At 57.5% G+C, this 15817-nt stretch carries 15 protein-coding genes; 11 read left to right on the top strand and 4 right to left on the bottom strand.

The window, feature by feature from the left end:
• The first annotated feature begins 85 nt into the window (after positions 1 to 85).
• Complete coding sequence (locus K0O24_RS16095) at positions 86 to 952, top strand: LysR substrate-binding domain-containing protein (RefSeq protein ID WP_219893702.1); 867 nt, start codon at positions 86 to 88, stop codon at positions 950 to 952.
• 98 nt (positions 953 to 1050) lie between these two features.
• On the opposite strand, the gene K0O24_RS16100 is transcribed toward K0O24_RS16095, so the two are convergent.
• Entirely contained in the window at positions 1051 to 2013 is a 963-nt protein-coding gene (locus K0O24_RS16100; protein ID WP_219895688.1) for an NAD(P)H-dependent flavin oxidoreductase, read from the bottom strand.
• Between the two features lie 360 nt (positions 2014 to 2373).
• Between K0O24_RS16100 and K0O24_RS16105 the strand changes: the two genes are divergently transcribed.
• Positions 2374 to 3165 carry an enoyl-CoA hydratase gene (locus K0O24_RS16105; protein WP_219893703.1) on the top strand — a complete coding sequence of 264 codons (792 nt, stop codon included), beginning with the start codon at positions 2374 to 2376 and terminating at the stop codon, positions 3163 to 3165.
• A gap of 30 nt (positions 3166 to 3195) precedes the next feature.
• Here the strand turns inward: K0O24_RS16105 and K0O24_RS16110 are convergent, their stop codons facing one another.
• Positions 3196 to 5328 carry an alpha-galactosidase gene (locus tag K0O24_RS16110; RefSeq protein WP_219893704.1) on the bottom strand — a complete coding sequence of 711 codons (2133 nt, stop codon included), beginning with the start codon at positions 5326 to 5328 and terminating at the stop codon, positions 3196 to 3198.
• Positions 5329 to 5662: 334 nt separating this feature from the next.
• Between K0O24_RS16110 and K0O24_RS16115 the strand changes: the two genes are divergently transcribed.
• Both K0O24_RS16115 and K0O24_RS16120 read left to right on the top strand, forming a co-directional pair.
• Positions 5663 to 7390: a flavin-containing monooxygenase gene (locus K0O24_RS16115; RefSeq protein ID WP_219893705.1), complete on the top strand. Its 1728-nt coding sequence runs from the start codon at positions 5663 to 5665 to the stop codon at positions 7388 to 7390.
• A 187-nt stretch (positions 7391 to 7577) separates the two neighbouring features.
• Positions 7578 to 7886 (top strand): PilZ domain-containing protein, encoded by a 309-nt coding sequence (locus K0O24_RS16120; protein WP_219893706.1) that lies wholly within the window; start codon positions 7578 to 7580, stop codon positions 7884 to 7886.
• A gap of 68 nt (positions 7887 to 7954) precedes the next feature.
• On the opposite strand, the gene K0O24_RS16125 is transcribed toward K0O24_RS16120, so the two are convergent.
• Positions 7955 to 8449, bottom strand: coding sequence for a hypothetical protein (locus K0O24_RS16125; protein WP_219893707.1), 495 nt, complete (start codon positions 8447 to 8449; stop codon positions 7955 to 7957).
• 195 nt (positions 8450 to 8644) lie between these two features.
• Here K0O24_RS16125 and K0O24_RS16130 point away from each other — a divergent pair, with 195 nt between their 5' ends.
• From K0O24_RS16130 to K0O24_RS16150, 5 genes are all read left to right on the top strand, one after another.
• Positions 8645 to 8869 carry a hypothetical protein gene (locus K0O24_RS16130; RefSeq protein ID WP_219893708.1) on the top strand — a complete coding sequence of 75 codons (225 nt, stop codon included), beginning with the start codon at positions 8645 to 8647 and terminating at the stop codon, positions 8867 to 8869.
• Between the two features lie 71 nt (positions 8870 to 8940).
• Positions 8941 to 9483, top strand: a complete 543-nt coding sequence (locus K0O24_RS16135) for a hypothetical protein (protein ID WP_219893709.1) — start codon at positions 8941 to 8943, stop codon at positions 9481 to 9483.
• 187 nt (positions 9484 to 9670) lie between these two features.
• Positions 9671 to 10174, top strand: coding sequence for a hemerythrin domain-containing protein (locus K0O24_RS16140; protein WP_219893710.1), 504 nt, complete (start codon positions 9671 to 9673; stop codon positions 10172 to 10174).
• A gap of 31 nt (positions 10175 to 10205) precedes the next feature.
• Positions 10206 to 10685, top strand: a complete 480-nt coding sequence (locus K0O24_RS16145) for a pyridoxamine 5'-phosphate oxidase family protein (protein WP_219893711.1) — start codon at positions 10206 to 10208, stop codon at positions 10683 to 10685.
• Positions 10686 to 11276: 591 nt separating this feature from the next.
• Positions 11277 to 11723 (top strand): ferritin-like domain-containing protein, encoded by a 447-nt coding sequence (locus tag K0O24_RS16150; protein ID WP_219893712.1) that lies wholly within the window; start codon positions 11277 to 11279, stop codon positions 11721 to 11723.
• Positions 11724 to 11781: 58 nt separating this feature from the next.
• Here the strand turns inward: K0O24_RS16150 and K0O24_RS16155 are convergent, their stop codons facing one another.
• Entirely contained in the window at positions 11782 to 13506 is a 1725-nt protein-coding gene (locus tag K0O24_RS16155; RefSeq protein WP_219893713.1) for an amidohydrolase, read from the bottom strand.
• 271 nt (positions 13507 to 13777) lie between these two features.
• Here K0O24_RS16155 and K0O24_RS16160 point away from each other — a divergent pair, with 271 nt between their 5' ends.
• Positions 13778 to 14872, top strand: a complete 1095-nt coding sequence (locus K0O24_RS16160; protein ID WP_425514782.1) for a phytase — start codon at positions 13778 to 13780, stop codon at positions 14870 to 14872.
• A 329-nt stretch (positions 14873 to 15201) separates the two neighbouring features.
• Positions 15202 to 15696: an Hsp20/alpha crystallin family protein gene (locus tag K0O24_RS16165; RefSeq protein ID WP_246611057.1), complete on the top strand. Its 495-nt coding sequence runs from the start codon at positions 15202 to 15204 to the stop codon at positions 15694 to 15696.
• Positions 15697 to 15817 lie beyond the last annotated feature (121 nt).

Genomic DNA, 15817 nt, shown 5'->3' on the forward strand with positions numbered 1-15817 from the left:
ACTAGCGGCAGCAGTATCATTGATAAAACGAGTTATTCAAATATCAAACATTGACAAATGAAATGACTAATGCTGGAATGACAGGATGCCAACAATCAAGACACTGGATCTCGACCTTCTTCGCTCCTTTGTTTCCATTGTCGAAACCGGAAGTTTTACGCGTGCGGGGGATCGTTTGGGGAGAACGCAATCGACGATCAGTTTGCAGGTCAAGCGGCTTGAAGACCAGATTGGGCGTGCCGTCTTCCTTCGAACGCCGAGATCATTGAGCCTCACTCCCGAAGGGGAACGCTTGCTTGGGCCCGCCCGGCAGATGCTTCGCGTCAACGATGCAGCGATCGCAGAGCTCTTCGAGCCAACCATGACCGGGCAGGTTCGGCTTGGCGTGCCGGAGGATTTTGCCACGGCCCACCTGCCCTCCGTGCTTGCCGCCTTTGCGGAAGCGCACCCCTTGGTTGAACTCGCTGTCACATGCGACCTTACACTCAATCTGCTCGACAGTTTTCACGACGGCGCATTCGATCTTGTGCTGATAAAGCGGGAACCTTCAGCCCCCCTTGAAGGCGTGCGGGTCTGGCGGGAGCCGCTGGTCTGGGTGGCACGCGATCCGCTGGCGGCAGAGGGGCTCGAGACAGTGCCGCTGATTGTCTCACCCGAGCCGTGCGTTTATCGCAAGAGGGCAATTGCTGCGCTCGATGCCATCGGTCGAAAATGGCGCGTGGCCTATACTTCGACCAGCCTTGCGGGCAGTCAATCGGCCGTCAATGCTGGCCTCGGGATCACGGTGCTACCGCGCGAAATGGTGCCGCCCTATCTGACGCCGATTGTCGACAACCCCGGATTGCCCTCCCTGTATGATACGGAAATCGCGCTGATCGAAGCGCCCGGACTTTCTCAGACTGCCCATCGCCTTGCCCAACATATCGTCGCGGCGCTTGAGCGGGGCGCATGAGACATGCGCTCGCCGATAACTGTTCGAAGCACTGTGTCCGAGATTCCCGCAGCGATACCTTGATCCGTCCAAGAGAGATCAAGGGTGACGTCGTGACGTCATAGCCTTGCGCGCACTGACTCCGCCTGCTTCATGATGTTGGCCACAAGATCCTTGCAGGTCGGAATATCGTGGATCAGCGCCTGGCTTTGCCCGCTGGTCCAGATCCCGCCGTCGATATCACCCTCGCCAAGAACATTGGCCCGGGCTCTTTGGCCCGCCATCAATTCCTTCACATCGTCGAATGTCTTTGTAGGATCCTGCTGAATTCGGGCGACTTCTTCGGAGACAGCATTTCGCGCAACGCGCGCAGTGTTCCGAAGTGTCCTGCCGACAAGCACAGTATCCAGCTCGGTATTTTCAACGATGCGACGCTTCACATTGTCGTGAATCTTTGCTTCGACCGTCGCGCAAAAGCGCGTGCCCATATTGATCCCGTCGGCACCCAACGCGAGCGCTGCGACGAGACTGCGCCCGTCCGCCATTCCGCCCGATGCAATGATCGGTGTGTCTGGCAAGGCATCGACCGTCGCCGGCAGGAGGACGACCAATCCGACATCGTCTTCGCCGGGGTGGCCGGCGCATTCGAAACCGTCAATCGAGATGACGTCCACGCCTTTCTTCACAGCGGAAACCGAATGGCGGACCGACGTGCATTTGTGGATGACCTTCACGCCATTGTCCTTGAATCGTGGCAAGTGATCCGTCGGGGCGCGTCCGGCGGTTTCGACAATCTTGATCCCGGAGGCGATGATGGCCTCACGATAATCGTCATAAGGTATGGGATTGATCGACGGGAGCAGCGTGAGGTTTACGCCAAAAGGCTTGGACGTCATTTTTCTGGTTCGCTCGATTTCGTCAAACAGTGCCTGACCTGACGGAAACATGTGGGCGGTGATGAACCCGAGCGCCCCTGCCTCTGCCACGGCCGCAACAAGATCGCCATATCCGACGCCCGTCATGCCGCCCATGCAGATCGGCGTTTCGACGCCAAACATTTCGGTCAACCGTGTCTTGAACATGTTCCCTCCCGTCGTTTCGATATCGTGCCAGCGCCCGAATCGTCGCTGTGTTATGCCTTCTGTTGGTCCAATGCGAACATGTTTCTCAACTGCCAAGCTTCCTCTTTGATCTGTCCACAGGAGTCTCGCGATCAATAGGGGATTCATTTGCTCACTTTGGATGACCCTCGGAAATATGCACAGGTTCGAGCTGCAGCGCACATCCAAACAGGAGCGAGGCGCTTATGGCAATTTCTTTAGGAGATGCTTTGCACCGATTGCAGTTCCGCGCATTTGCCCTCATCGCGATCTCGAAGCGACCGAGCTTGCCCATCAAGCGGGTCCTATGCTGACACCAATCCACTCGAATGGAGTATCGCCATGTCCCAGACACTCGTTACGACCGACATTGACGGCGCAGTCGCGATTCTGACCCTCAATCGCCCGGAAGCCATGAATGCCTTGTCTGCGGCGCTGCGTGTGCAACTGGCAAGCGCAATGCGTGCCGTCGATGCGGACGAAAAGGTGCGGGCGGTGATCCTGACCGGCGCGGGCAATCGCGCCTTTACGGCCGGGCTGGACCTGAAGGAACTTGGCTCCGACACCAGCAATCTGGGCGCCGCCAATGCAGAACGCGCAGAGGAAAATCCAGTCAAGGCCATTGAGGCATGTCGCAAGCCCGTTATTGGCGCGATCAACGGTGTTGCGATCACGGGCGGCTTCGAGGTGGCACTGGCCTGTGACATATTGATTGCTTCAACCAACGCACGCTTTGCAGATACGCATGCGCGGGTCGGAATCCTGCCGGGCTGGGGCCTGTCGCAAAAGCTGTCGCGCATTATCGGCATTTCCCGCGCCAAGGAACTCTCGCTTACGGGCAATTTCCTTGATGCCGAAACGGCCTGTGCCTGGGGACTGGTCAACCGTGTCGTCGCGCCGGAAGCGCTGTTGCCGACAGCCATTGCACTGGCCGAAGATATTGCGTCCATTGCTCCAGAAATGGTGCAATCCTACAAGCATCTCATCAATGAAGGCTACGACCGGTCCTTTGGTGAAGCCCTTTCCTTTGAACACGACTATTCGACAGCCGCCAACAGCAAGGTTGAGGCAAAAGACGTAGAGGCGCAACGTGCAGCTGTTCTGGCAAGGGGCCGCACACAGCGCGATTCCTGATTCAGTTCCTCAAGTCTTTTGGGCGAACGATCATTGCATCTGCTCGACAGAAATCAGCACGGCAGTTTCCGGCTGCAACAGCGGGAGCAGCAAGCCGGATTCACAGAGGAAACGCCCTGAAAGCACCATTCCATCCGGACTTGCCAGTGGCCCGCCAAGAGCGGCCATCGACCGTCGGGAAAGTGGTTGCAAGAGTTGGATGCGATAGGAACTGTCTGGATCCAGCCCTGTCAGCCGCACGGCGGGTGCGTTGAATTCTGCGTGCAACCGGGTTTGCGCAACCAACGCCAGGCCCTTGTCGCCCGCCCAGGCCAGCCAACCGAACATCCCCGGCGCCAGCAAATCGATCTTCCTCAATTCTCCGCCATGCACAACCTCTCGCCACAGTTTGTAGAGTGAAACATGAGCAGCAAGTATTGCACGCTCTCGCTCACCCATTTCTGCCGGATTGGCTTCGACCCCCATGTGGCCAAACACGGCAACCTTGGCTCGAAAGTCCATGGACAGGCGTCGGCCGGTAATCGGATTTGGCGACGGACCGACATGATTGCCGACAATCCTGAGTGGCAGGAAATCAAACCAGCCCGCATTGATGCCCAATCGTTCCAATGCATCGTTATTGTCGCTGGCCCAGAAGCGAGCACAGCGTTTCAGGATTTCGAAATCGACCCTGCCACCGCCGCTGGCACATGTTTCAATCTCGACCTGTGGGTGGGCTGATCGCAACCGGTCCAACAGCGCATAGAGGGCGAGCACCTGCGCATATCCCTTGCCGGCAGATGGAAAAAGATCGCGGTTGTGATCCCATTTCAAATAGGCGATTGAATTGTTCGCGAGTAGATGGTCGAGCCGTTCAAAGAGATACTCGCACACATCGCTTCGTGTCAGGTCGAGCACCAGCTGGTTTCGCTGTGTTGGCCTCGGCTGCCCCGGCACATGCAGGCACCAATCCGGATTCTCCCGGTAAAGGTCGCTGTGCGGGCTGACCATTTCAGGTTCCACCCAAAGCCCGAAATCCATGCCACGGTCATGCACATGGGCAATGAGCGGAGCCAACCCATCCGGGAAGATTTCCGGATCCGGTTCCCAATCGCCAAGGCTTGAGCTGTCATCACGCCGACCCCTGAACCATCCGTCATCAAGGACGAAACGCTCTACCCCAACGGCTGCCGCTGCATCGGCAAGCGCGAGCAGCTTCGGCAGATCGAGATCGAAGCCGAGGGCCTCCCAACTGTTGAGATGGACTTTTCGCTGTGTCATCGCCGCTGATGGGACGATGGTTTGGGTCAGGGCATAGCGGTGAAAGGCGTGCCGGGTCGGGCCGATTCCGCTGCCGCTCACTGCAAACAGGGCTGCAGGCGCAGACCAGCGCTCGCCGGGAGCCAAACGAACTTCGCCCGGTTCCAGCCGGGCGCCCATAAGCAGGTTCGCATCGCTATCGACAGTGCGTTCCACGAACAGATAATGATCGCCGCTCCAGGCCAGATGGGCGGCGATCGCATGGCCCCGGTCCTCGCGCGCGTCGGATGACTCAATTCGTATCCAGTTCCCGCCGCCGAATCCCGGTCGACCGCCATAGGAGGTGCTTGCGATGTCACCTTGCCGGATTGCGACACGCTGCTGTTGCATTTCTCCTGCCCATCGTCCCGAGTACCGGTTTACATCACTTGCCCAGCCGGGCAGCGGCAGAGCCAGCGAGGCCAGCCCGATGACCTCAAGCGGCAATTTTCCGATGTTTCTCAAAGAAGTCTCGGATCGCACTATGCCGGATTGCGTCAAAACCCAGATCGTTTCCACAACAATGCCCTGGTCCTCATCGCGGTGTACGAACCTTGCACAATCGCGCGTCGCGCTGGCTTCCTGCAATGTATAGCATGTGTCGATTGCAATGCCGGCGCGCGAGAGCCTCACCGCCGGCGTCAATCCATAACCCCACCCGCCCTGCGGAAGAAGCGAACGGGGTGGCGCGCAATCTGGCTGAGCCGGTCGCTTCCCCCGCCGCTGCAGGTCGGCAAGGACCATCAGGTTCTCGTCTTGTGGGAGACTATCCCCAATGTAAAATGGCTCTGCATCGCCACGCCGCAGGTCGAAAGCAATCGTCGTTCCGGAGTGATCGCAGCGAATTATGTCAGGGCGCACGGGCATTCCCAAGTCTTTGGCCATTATTGAATTTTCCGTCAATAAAATCGCATTCCAGAATGGTCTTGCCTTGGCTCCGCAGCTTCAGTCGCCAAGGCACGCGCAGCATTGCCGGCAGGCCGACAATCTCCACAAACTCTCTGAAGGATTTAGCCCGCCTAGGCAGCATAGTCCAAATTTGTCGGCGACATCCCCCTGCAACCGTGCTCGCCAACGATTGCAACGCACTATCAGAGCAAGAGTCACCGAAGTTGCACAGAGCGACTGCGCCGCCAGACGCTGAATAGCGATCCTGTGCAGTTGCTTTGACGATGCTTCCCTGCTCAATGCGGAACGAAAGTGTAATGGAGGATTTGCCTTGACTGACGTCGCCAGCTGGCTGGCCAGCTTCAACGAAGCACTCTTGGCCGGAAACGAAGCTGCAATTGCCGAAAAGTTCCTGCCGACCGGATTTTGGCGAGACTTTCTTGCGTTTGAATGGACACTGGCTACGCATGAGGGTGCCGAGGCGATTGGCGCATTCGCGGTTGCTCACGCTGGTCGCGCCGCACCGCGCAACTGGACGACCGAGGCGGAAGCTGGCGCAAGCGAGGGCTTCATTGCGTTCGAAACGTCAACAGGCAGCTGCCAGGGTTACCTCCGTCTCGTTGAGGGCAAGGCGTTGACCTTGTTCACCATGCTTGGTGATCTGAGAGGCCATGAATTCCCGCTTCGCTACCGCCGTGAAAACGGCATTTTCGATGATCCGTCAGGCCGCAACTGGCGGGATTTGCTGCTAAATGAACAGGCAACGATGGGCATTACCAAGCAACCCTATGTGCTTGTGGTCGGTGCCGGACAGGCGGGACTAGCCATTGGCGCGACACTGCGGCTACTGGGCGTGCCGCATCTGCTGATCGACAAACATCCCCGGGTTGGAGACCAGTGGCGTTCGCGGTACAAGTCTCTGACGCTGCATGATCCGGTGTGGTACGATCACATGCCGTACCTGCCCTTCCCCGATCACTGGCCAGTCTATACGCCGAAGGACAAGATGGGCGACTGGCTGGAACATTATGCTGGTGTGATGGAATTGAACGTGTGGACCGAGACGGAACTTGTCTCCGCCAGGCACGATTCCGCAACGGGCACGTGGCAGGCATGCGTGCGCCGAGGTAGCGAGACAATGGATTTGCAACCTGCCCATCTGGTCATGGCGCTTGGCAATGCAGGCTTTCCGATCGTGCCCGAAATTGAAGGGCAGGAGCATTTCAGGGGACCACAATATCACTCCAGCGCCCACCCAGGCGGAGATGACCTTGAAGGCAAGCGCGTTGTCGTGATTGGCGCCAACAACAGTGCTCATGACATTTGTGCGGATCTTGTCGTCCATGGTGCGAAAGCCACGATGGTCCAGCGATCGTCCACCCATATCGTTCGTCAGCACTCAATGACCGATGTCATGCTCAAGCCAATCTATTCGCAGGAAGCCGTGGATGCCGGCATCACCACCGATCGTGCGGATCTGCTCGGCGCCTCGGCACCGATACGCCTGCAGGAAATTGGCGCGCGCCGGACATGGGCCGCGATCCGCGAAGCGGAGGCACCGTTCTACGAACGTCTTGAAAAGGCTGGCTTTCGCCTCGACTTCGCGGAAGATGGCGCCGGGATAAGCGGCAAGTATCTGCGTTCAGCATCGGGCTATTATATCGATGTCGGCGCGTCCGACATGATCGCTGACGGACGCATCGCGCTTAAGTCAGGGACTGAAATCTCCCATCTCACCGAAACCGGCATCGCCTTTGCCGATGGCAGCCACATCGAGGCAGACCTGATTGTCTATGCCACCGGCTTCGGGTCGATGGAGCAATGGGTCGCGCGGCTGATTGGTGAAGATGTTGCTGCAAAGATCGGAAGATGTTGGGGCTATGGCTCGGGCTTCAAGGGCGACCCCGGACCTTGGGAGGGTGAATTGCGCAACATGTGGAAGCCGACTGCTCAGCAAGGCTTGTGGTTCATGGGCGGCAACCTGGCGCAGGCGCGGTTTTACTGTCGCCTGCTTGGCCTCCAGCTCAAGGCGCGACTGGAAGGCATTGTGACGGACTGATCGCCGCTCGGGCGACGCCGGCGCAATAGCGTGGCACCCTGCCCTTCCGCCTACTGAGCCAGATGCACTGTCAAGCCGGGGTGGCATCCCTTCAGCGCATCACAAATTCTTTTGCACCTACGGGAACATTTATCCACATATCTTGTTTTGGAGGCATTTGGTGCTTGCGCCAAACGAGGATTCATAAATGAATACCCAGCCATCCGACGGACGTGCAGAGCCTCGCGTGTTACTGATGGTCGACGGCGCAACATTGCGCGTGCCGGGAGGCAGCGCCGCGAAAGTCACCCTGCGCGATTTGTCGCGTCAAGGCTTCTGCACGGAATGGCCATACATCCTGCACAGGGGGCAGCGCGTATGGCTCAAATTTCCTGATTTCGAGATTTTTGCCGCCAAGGTCGCTTGGGATCATCGGTACATCATCGGATGTGAATTCGACACCCCGCTGCATCAGGCCGTATTCTCCCGCATGATAGCCTTGATGACGCCGGATTGATGGACATGCCGATGGGTATCGGCCGAAGTTGCAAGACTCTTTACCCGTCCGCTGTTCTGCCCGACGTCTTAAAGCGAATCGCGATCTCCACTCAGCTTGATTTCCATATCGTCGGCTAGCGACGCTGTAGCCATCATGACCGCCTGGAGTTGCGCAGTCGTCAACGTATCGGGCAGTTTGACCACGAGATACAGGTTCGCGCCTTCAATCTCCCATGAGCCAAGTTTGTTGGTGCGACTTTCCCGCAGAAGCTCGAGCGCCCTGTTGCCGGTGATGCCATCGGTCGCGATAATTGCGGCAGGCGAGAAAATCCGCCTTATGGTCATACCTCCCAGCGTCTCGGTTGAGCCGGACACGAACACCATTTGGGTTCGCTTCTCTCTCCCGAAGCTGATGGTCACCTTATAGTCGCCATCCTTGTCCACCTCATATTTCATGCCTGCCTGGTCGAGACGACGCTTCAAGAGAAGATCCTCGGCATTTGCGGCATGTGGAACAGCAAGACAGCCAAAGCCTATCGCGGCACACAGTCCGTATATCCGGCGCTTCGCGGCCAATCTCATGTCTTCTCTCCTCCGAAACTGGCCGAGCACCAGGTTCGCGTAAGCAACTTCCGTTTCAAGCCCATATCCGAACGCACATGGCGCGCACAAGCCGATCAAGACGCTGCCTGACGGTGACCGCTAGCGCCCGCCACGATGCTGTGCCAAACTGGCGCCTTGTGCAGGAATGTTCGCAAAACGTCTTGGGAGAGCCGAGTGAAACCGTCCAAACGCATTCTCATTCTTTGTGGCGTCTTCGAAACACTGCTTGCAGCCCTGGGTCTCTATCTGCTGGCACAAATCTCCAGCGGTGCAATGACGACCACCACGAGTCCCGCTGAAGCAGCGAAGACCATCACATCGGTGCTTGGGGCGGCAATGGGGGGGCTGGGTGGACTGATGCTGGTGATGTATTTCGTCCTCAAAAGGCGCGGGTCATGAAATCGAAGGTCTGTTTCTTGGTGTTAGGCGCGCTCCTTGCGTCGTCCGCAGCAGGTCAGAGGTCAGCGACCGTGACACCCAAGCGGGTCTTTCGGGTTGAACTGTTTGGCCCGACATTGTCGTTCATGCTGCCGGAAAAGATGCAGCTCGTGACCAACCAGCGCAACACGGTAAATCTTTTGATGGAATTTATCCCGCAGGGCCAAAGCCTCGCCACATGGACCCGGATGGTGACAATCCAGGCCTATCGCGGCCTTGGTCGATCGCCAGAGCCCACGGCAGCGATTGCGCGCCGCGCATTCTATCCGGCGGCATGCAGAAATGGCCCAATATACCGTGACGACGGAGAGCGCACCCTGGCCGGCGACCTCAAGCGATCCATCGTCGCCAATGGCTGCGGGTCGCTTCCTGCAGGTGCTTATCCACTCGCCATGAAAGGTGCAGGCGAGCAGGATTTCATTTATGTCTTTCGCGACAGGGAAACGATCTACACCCTGAATTACGCCGAACGTGGCGCGCCGTTTGCAGGCAAGGCGCCACCGCGCAGCGTGGACTCAGGCGATGCACTCTTGCGCGAAATGTTCGGCGAGGTGACGCTCACCTACAAGCATTAGCAATCGACGAATGTCCGAACCGATCGCATGAGGCTCAGCCAGTCGCCTGGCTGATCTTCTCATTCTGCCCCTGCGCCATTCCCGTCTCCGAGTCCCAATGGCGCATCCTGTTTCAAGATGCCGCGCCGGAACTTCGCTTGGAACATATGCGACCGACGTTTGTTTTTGGCAGACTAAGGAGACCAACATGACCAAGAAATCCGAGAACGCCGTCACTCTTCTGGTTGCAGACCACCTCAAGGTGGCTGATCTCTTCAGCAAATTCGAAGGGACGACGGCACCTGCCGCACAAGCCAAGCTGGTCGCCCAAATTTGCGATGAATTGACCATTCATGCGATGATCGAAGAGGAAATCCTCTATCCAGCGCTCCGTGGCAACGCCGACGATGATCTGATCGATGAAGCCTATGTCGAGCACGACGGCGCAAAGGCGCTTATCCTGCAGCTGCGCGATGCCGATCCCTCCGATCCATTCTACAAGGCGAAAGTGTCTGTGCTCAGCGAAGAGATACAACACCACGTGAAGGAAGAGGAAATGCCGCGCGACGGGATGTTTGCGCAGGCAAAGAAGAGTGACATCGATCTTGAAGAAATTGGAGGCCAACTCGCCGCGCGCAAGGCTGAATTGCTGGCGCTCGCGAAGGCCGGAAATTTACCCAGACCGGAGCTTGCCACAACCTTGGCTTGCTAGATGTTTGTACTTCGAAATTGAGGAAACTGTGATGAATGACTCTGCGTCTGCCGATCTTGAGCAGCGGTTATGGAACGAGCTCGCGCCTTCTGCTTTTGCCTTTGTTGGTTTGTTGAATGATGATGCGAGCGATGTGCCCATGACAGTGCACAGAGACGGCCAGGACCATACGTCTCTGTGGATCTTCACGACTCCCCACTGTCGCCTGAGTGATGAAGGCTTGGCGGTTGCACATTATATGAACAAGTCTCAAGACTTGTTTGCGCGCATCTTGGGCACAATCCGGGCCGAGCACGACGAAGCCTTGATCGACCGTCTTTGGTCACCACACATTGCAGCCTGGTATGATGGCGGCCGGGACGATCGGGATCTTGCCGTTCTTCGGCTGGATATTGATCACAGTGAAATCTGGAATGCAGCGACCTCGCCGCTTACGATGATCAACAGGCCAGCCGCAGCGAAGGCTGAAGATGCCAGGCAGGGTCATCACGCCATTGTATCGACCCGCTGAATCGATAGGTGCGTCATCGCGGCAAAATAGAAAATCCCACGTAAGGCGAGTGAGATCAGGACCTTCTGCGGATCGGTATCATGCTCCCGCGAGTGCCTATAAACTGCAGTGGATGAACGTGGTTGGCGGCCGACCTGTCAAGGCAGGAGCAACGCTCCAGAGCGACGGCCGCCAACAGTCACAAGCAGATCAGCAATTGCCCTTCTTGCCGTCGGCGCAATCACCAACCGATTTAACATCAGCAGCTGCGCCATGCATCGTATTGCAAGCTGTGAGAAGAAATCCGCTCGTCAACGCAAGTGCTATAAGTAGCCGTTTCATCATCCATGTCCTCCGCTTCCTCCCGAAACGCACATCGCGTCGGGCACAAGGCAATGATAAAACCTCTGATGTCTGCATTGGTTCCATGCCGGATCGCGCAGATCAGGGCGTTCGGCTCGGGCTTGGAACACCGTTGCGGACCGCCAAAGCAGACGACAGGAAATGCAAGGCACCGGCCTTCCAAATCCTTCCCCTCAGCGCAACCTTTTGCACCGGCAGAACAATTCGTCATCTGGCGTGTTTAGTGCATTCCACATGAGGAGTAGAGTAATGGAAAACAATCACGACATCGGCATATTGAACAACCTGATCAAAACGACATTGGACAGTCAAAAGGGCTTTGCCGAAGCCGGCGTTGATACACAGAACCCGCAGTTCAATACATTCTTTGCCGAGTTTGCCAGCGATCGCAGTCGTGTCGCGAGCCTGATGCAAGCAGAAGTCGAACGCCTGGGCGGCGATCCTGAACATGACAGCAGCTTTCTCGGTGCGGCCCATCGCACGTTCATGAACCTGAGGGAAATGCTCGTTGCGCGTGACGATGTTGCAATCATCGCGGAAGTTGAACGCGGTGAAGACCACATCAAGGAAAAATTCGAAGAGGCGCTCAGGGACAACAAGATCTCTGGTGGCACACGCAGAATCATCGAGGAAGCGTTCGCTTCAGTCGAGTCAGGCCACGACCGGGCAAGCCAGCTGAAACACATGACAGTCTAGACGCAAATTGGTCCGCCGCCGCAGCAATCGCAGCGGCGGACGTTATTTCAGTATCGGCTCAGCCGCGAAAAACCTCTTTGCCGCCGGTATAGGTCGCAGCAACCTTGATCTGACGAATGCGGTCCTGGGCGACCTCGTGCGGGTCTTCCTCAAGCAGGACAAAATCAGCAAGTTTGCCAGGCGTGATCGACCCCTTCAGATGGCCTTCGTCCGAGGCCATCGCGCCGTGCAGCGTGTAGATCCGGATCGCCTCTGCGACAGTGACGCGCTGGTTTGCGCCCCAGGTCTTGCCATCCCAGCCCGTGCGCGTGACCATGCCCTGAATGCCGAGCAGCGGAGCGAAGGGCCCGGGGGAGAAATCCGAACCCGCCGCGACCGGAATGCCCGCATCGAGGAAGTCCCGGAATGCGAGGCAACTGCGCATCATCTCTTCGCCATAAAAAGCGAACTTGTCGGAATTGTAGTAGAGATAGCTGGTAAACGGCTGCGGCGTGGCGCCGATCGCCTTGATCCGGCGTATCAGGTCGGGATTGACGTATGTGCAATGCGTGATCTTGGGCCTGAGACCGGTCTGCGCAATCAGCGCAGCGGAACGCTCATAGGCCTTGAGTGCCCGATCGATCCCCACATCGCCATTGGCATGGATGTTGGGACGCATGCCAGATTTGAGCATGCGCTCCACCCAGGCATCGGCTGCATCCTGGCTTTCAGCAATATTACCCGAGTAAGGCGGCTTGGAGCCACGATAGGGGTGGCTCAAGGCCATGGTGCGCTCAGAGAAGGATCCGTCAGCCATGTGTTCGGCGGTGGTACCGATGCGCAGCCATTCGTCGCCGAAACCGGTACCGATGCCGGCCGCGATCAGGCTGTCGACCATGGCGGGTTCGCTCTCATAATTGGCCCGGTGGACCAGCTTTCCCTGCGCGCGGATTGCCCGGAGAGCGGCAAAGCTGCCGCCCGAATGGTGCACGCTGGTCAGGCCGTAGCGCACGAACTGCTGCGACATGAAGGCGGCTGCCTCAATCGCGCATTCAAGGCTTGGAGCCACTTCGATCGGTGGTCTGACGCTGTCCCTGTAGAACAGGTCCATCGCATTATCGGTCACACGCCCGTCAGGCTCCCCCTTGGCATTGCGCCCGATGGTCCCGCCTGCCGGATCGGGCGTGTCTCGGGTTATCCCGGCAAGAGCAAAGGCAGCGGAGTTGAAGAACATCGAATGTCCGCCACGATGCTGGACAAACACGGGATGCCGGGTCGACACCCGGTCAAGGTCTGCGCGGGTCAGGCTGCGCTTGTCAGTGACTTTGGTATCATCAAAGAAATAGCCGCGGATCCATTCCCCCGGGGGCGTACGACTGGCGCGCTCGCGCAGACGCGCGACAATCGTGTCGATCGAAACAAATTCGACGTCGTAGGGATTGCCCACAAGAACGTCGTTGAGCAGGACTTCGCCAACGGGGTGGAGGTGGCAGTCGATAAAGCCCGGCAACAGGGCCATTCCCCTGGCATCGAGCAGTCTCGTCCGCGGGGTCGCAAGGGCCCGGATTTCGGCATCGGTGCCGACGGCAAGAATTCGGTCGCCCGCGATTGCGACGGCCTGGGCCTCCGGCAGACCCGGATCGACTGTGTGGACCTTGGCGTTAAAGACCAGCAGGTCCGGTTCTGCATGGGACGCGGCAAGGGCTCGACCAGCGGAAGTGAAGGCAAGCGCGCCCAAGGTCCCCGCCCGCAATATGCTTCGACGTTGAAAATTGAATGCAGGGCGAGAGTCGCGATAAGCCATGGTTCGCCTCCTGGAGGACCGATGCAGGAGGGTCTAGGGGGCGGGGTAGCGCAAGACAAGAGGAACGCCGCGCGTCCTGCCATCTGGGGATGGCACTGACAGTGCCATGCGAAGTCGCCTCGTGTTCGCGTACATGGTCCTTCTTTGCACTTTAGGGCAATGCCGCATGTGCGCGCGCACGAGCCTCCGCTGGATTACGTATAGCGGCCATGACGAGAGTCATGTTCTCGTCCACACAATTCGCAGCAAAATGGTTCGGAGCAAGGCCAGGATGGTTTCATTGGCACGCACACTGCTGACGCCTGCCTTCTGCGCAGCAATGGCGGGCGCGGCTGCCCCAAAAGCAAGTTCGGATGGCACAATCGCCGAAGTATTTGCGCGGCGAGAAACGGAAACCCTGAGCCGCAGCCATGGTGACGATGCCGACGACATAGCAATCTGGATTGACCACCAAGACCCTTCAAGAAGCTTGATCGTGGGGACGAACAAGAAGTTGGGCCTCACTTTGTTCGACCTCGAGGGTCATATCCGCGCATTTGTCGAAGCAGGAAAAATCAACAACGTGGATTTGCGCAATGACATCATTGTGGATGGCGAACGACGAACAGTGGTTGCGGCGTCGGACGGCAATGACAAGGCTGCAATGATTTCACTTTATTTGCTCGATACGAGCACGCCTAATCTCATACCAATTGGCCGGGTTCCGGGTGGAGACGAGAGAGCATATGGCTTTTGCCTCTATCAACATGAGGGCAAGCTTTGGGCATTCAATGTGTTCCGAAACGGAGCCATCGAACAGGTTTCACTGGACCTTGCAACCAAAGAAATCCGAGCCAAAGCGGTTCGAACGCTGAAGCTGAAAAGCAATGCCGAAGGTTGCGTTGCTGATGACCGGACGAAGAGTATCTATGTAGCCGAACGGGATACCGCAATCTGGCGCTGGGGCGCGGACCCCGATGCTTCGAGCACGCCGACCCTGATTGCAAGCGCCGACAAGTCCCGCCTCGTACCCGATATCGAGGGGCTGGCCATCGCAGCTTATGGAAATGATGGAGGATATCTGGTCGCCTCCAGTCAGGGGTCGGATAGCTATGTGCTTTATCGACTGGATGACAACAGTTTCGCGGGCAGGTTCCGAATCGCAGACGGAGGACTTGATGGTACCAGTCACACAGATGGTATCGAACTGGTGATAGGCGACTTCGGTCCAAACTTTCCAGGCGGGCTTTTTGTTGCGCAGGATAACGATAACCGTCCCAATCCGCAGAATTTCAAGCTTCTGGCTTGGACTGATATTGCCAATGCGCTCCACATCTCCCCGAACGCAAATGCAAGGGGTGATCCTGCCGAACCCGGCGCTCATTGATTGCGTCAGGCAGGGTCGTCGGCTTTACGAAACCGCCAGCCGTGATCGAGACATGTCATCGCAGGCGCATCTTGATCGACTAAGTAGCTTTACCGATTTTGCATTCGCCTGCCGCAAAATAGTCTTGCCAATGACTCAGGCGTGATGCGCTGTTCATGATTGCGGTCATCCAAGTCTCGGTTGGTATTTTTGTCAGAAGGTCGGTGTCCTCCCCCCCCCGCTGCCGGCCTGCTCAATGATCAACTGGATGTGAGAGCAGTCTTGAGCCCGCGAGACATGGAGGCGCAGTTTCAGGTCTGAGTTCCATATTTGTGGAAAGGAGATCAGTCATGAATGATGCAACCAAGGCTGTTGCGAAGCCAACAACCGCAGCAAGAATGCCTGCCTTTGATGTTGGCCCCGTCGGTTGGCTGCGAAGCGAAATCGACCGACTTTTTGAGGATTTCGGTCGTCCTTCGCGAAGTGCATTCAATTTCGCGATGCCCAAGGCTATGCCGGTACCTGCCCTTGAAATGGCCGACGATGGAAAGGCATACAAGCTTACTGCCGAACTTCCCGGTTTAACTGAAAAGGACGTCGAAATCAGTATAGCGGATGGCGTGCTCTCCATCACCGGCGAAAAAAAGGAAGAAACCGAGCGAAAGGAAGAGGGCTATCTGCTGAGCGAGCGGCGCTATGGCTCATTCAGTCGTCAAGTGGCGCTGCCCCAAGATGCAGATGAAGGCGCAATCTCTGCGAAGTTCAAGAATGGCATACTCTCCATAGCGATAGGCAAGAATGAAGCTGCCAAGCCGCAGAGCAGGAAGATCGCCATCGAAGCCTAAGAGAGCACGGGCTGCGCGGTTCAAATGCTTTGCATAGGTAACGTGTCAGAAAGGCATTGTTCGCCGCGCAGCACCCGCGTTCCGTGCCTGAATACGTCGCGCAAGTTATGATTCTAACGGA

The sequence above is a fragment of the Aquisediminimonas profunda genome, assembly GCF_019443285.1.
GTDB lineage: Bacteria > Pseudomonadota > Alphaproteobacteria > Sphingomonadales > Sphingomonadaceae > Aquisediminimonas > Aquisediminimonas profunda.

What these genes read in the sequence shown, in the direction of transcription:
- K0O24_RS16095 (WP_219893702.1), top strand. Translation starts at nt 86, where the DNA reads ATGCCAACAATCAAGACACTGGATCTCGACCTTCTTCGCTCCTTTGTT.
- K0O24_RS16100 (WP_219895688.1), bottom strand. Translation starts at nt 2,013, where the DNA reads ATGTTCAAGACACGGTTGACCGAAATGTTTGGCGTCGAAACGCCGATC.
- K0O24_RS16105 (WP_219893703.1), top strand. Translation starts at nt 2,374, where the DNA reads ATGTCCCAGACACTCGTTACGACCGACATTGACGGCGCAGTCGCGATT.
- K0O24_RS16110 (WP_219893704.1), bottom strand. Translation starts at nt 5,328, where the DNA reads ATGGCCAAAGACTTGGGAATGCCCGTGCGCCCTGACATAATTCGCTGC.
- K0O24_RS16120 (WP_219893706.1), top strand. Translation starts at nt 7,578, where the DNA reads ATGAATACCCAGCCATCCGACGGACGTGCAGAGCCTCGCGTGTTACTG.
- K0O24_RS16125 (WP_219893707.1), bottom strand. Translation starts at nt 8,449, where the DNA reads ATGAGATTGGCCGCGAAGCGCCGGATATACGGACTGTGTGCCGCGATA.
- K0O24_RS16140 (WP_219893710.1), top strand. Translation starts at nt 9,671, where the DNA reads ATGACCAAGAAATCCGAGAACGCCGTCACTCTTCTGGTTGCAGACCAC.
- K0O24_RS16145 (WP_219893711.1), top strand. Translation starts at nt 10,206, where the DNA reads ATGAATGACTCTGCGTCTGCCGATCTTGAGCAGCGGTTATGGAACGAG.
- K0O24_RS16150 (WP_219893712.1), top strand. Translation starts at nt 11,277, where the DNA reads ATGGAAAACAATCACGACATCGGCATATTGAACAACCTGATCAAAACG.
- K0O24_RS16155 (WP_219893713.1), bottom strand. Translation starts at nt 13,506, where the DNA reads ATGGCTTATCGCGACTCTCGCCCTGCATTCAATTTTCAACGTCGAAGC.
- K0O24_RS16160 (WP_425514782.1), top strand. Translation starts at nt 13,778, where the DNA reads ATGGTTTCATTGGCACGCACACTGCTGACGCCTGCCTTCTGCGCAGCA.
- K0O24_RS16165 (WP_246611057.1), top strand. Translation starts at nt 15,202, where the DNA reads ATGAATGATGCAACCAAGGCTGTTGCGAAGCCAACAACCGCAGCAAGA.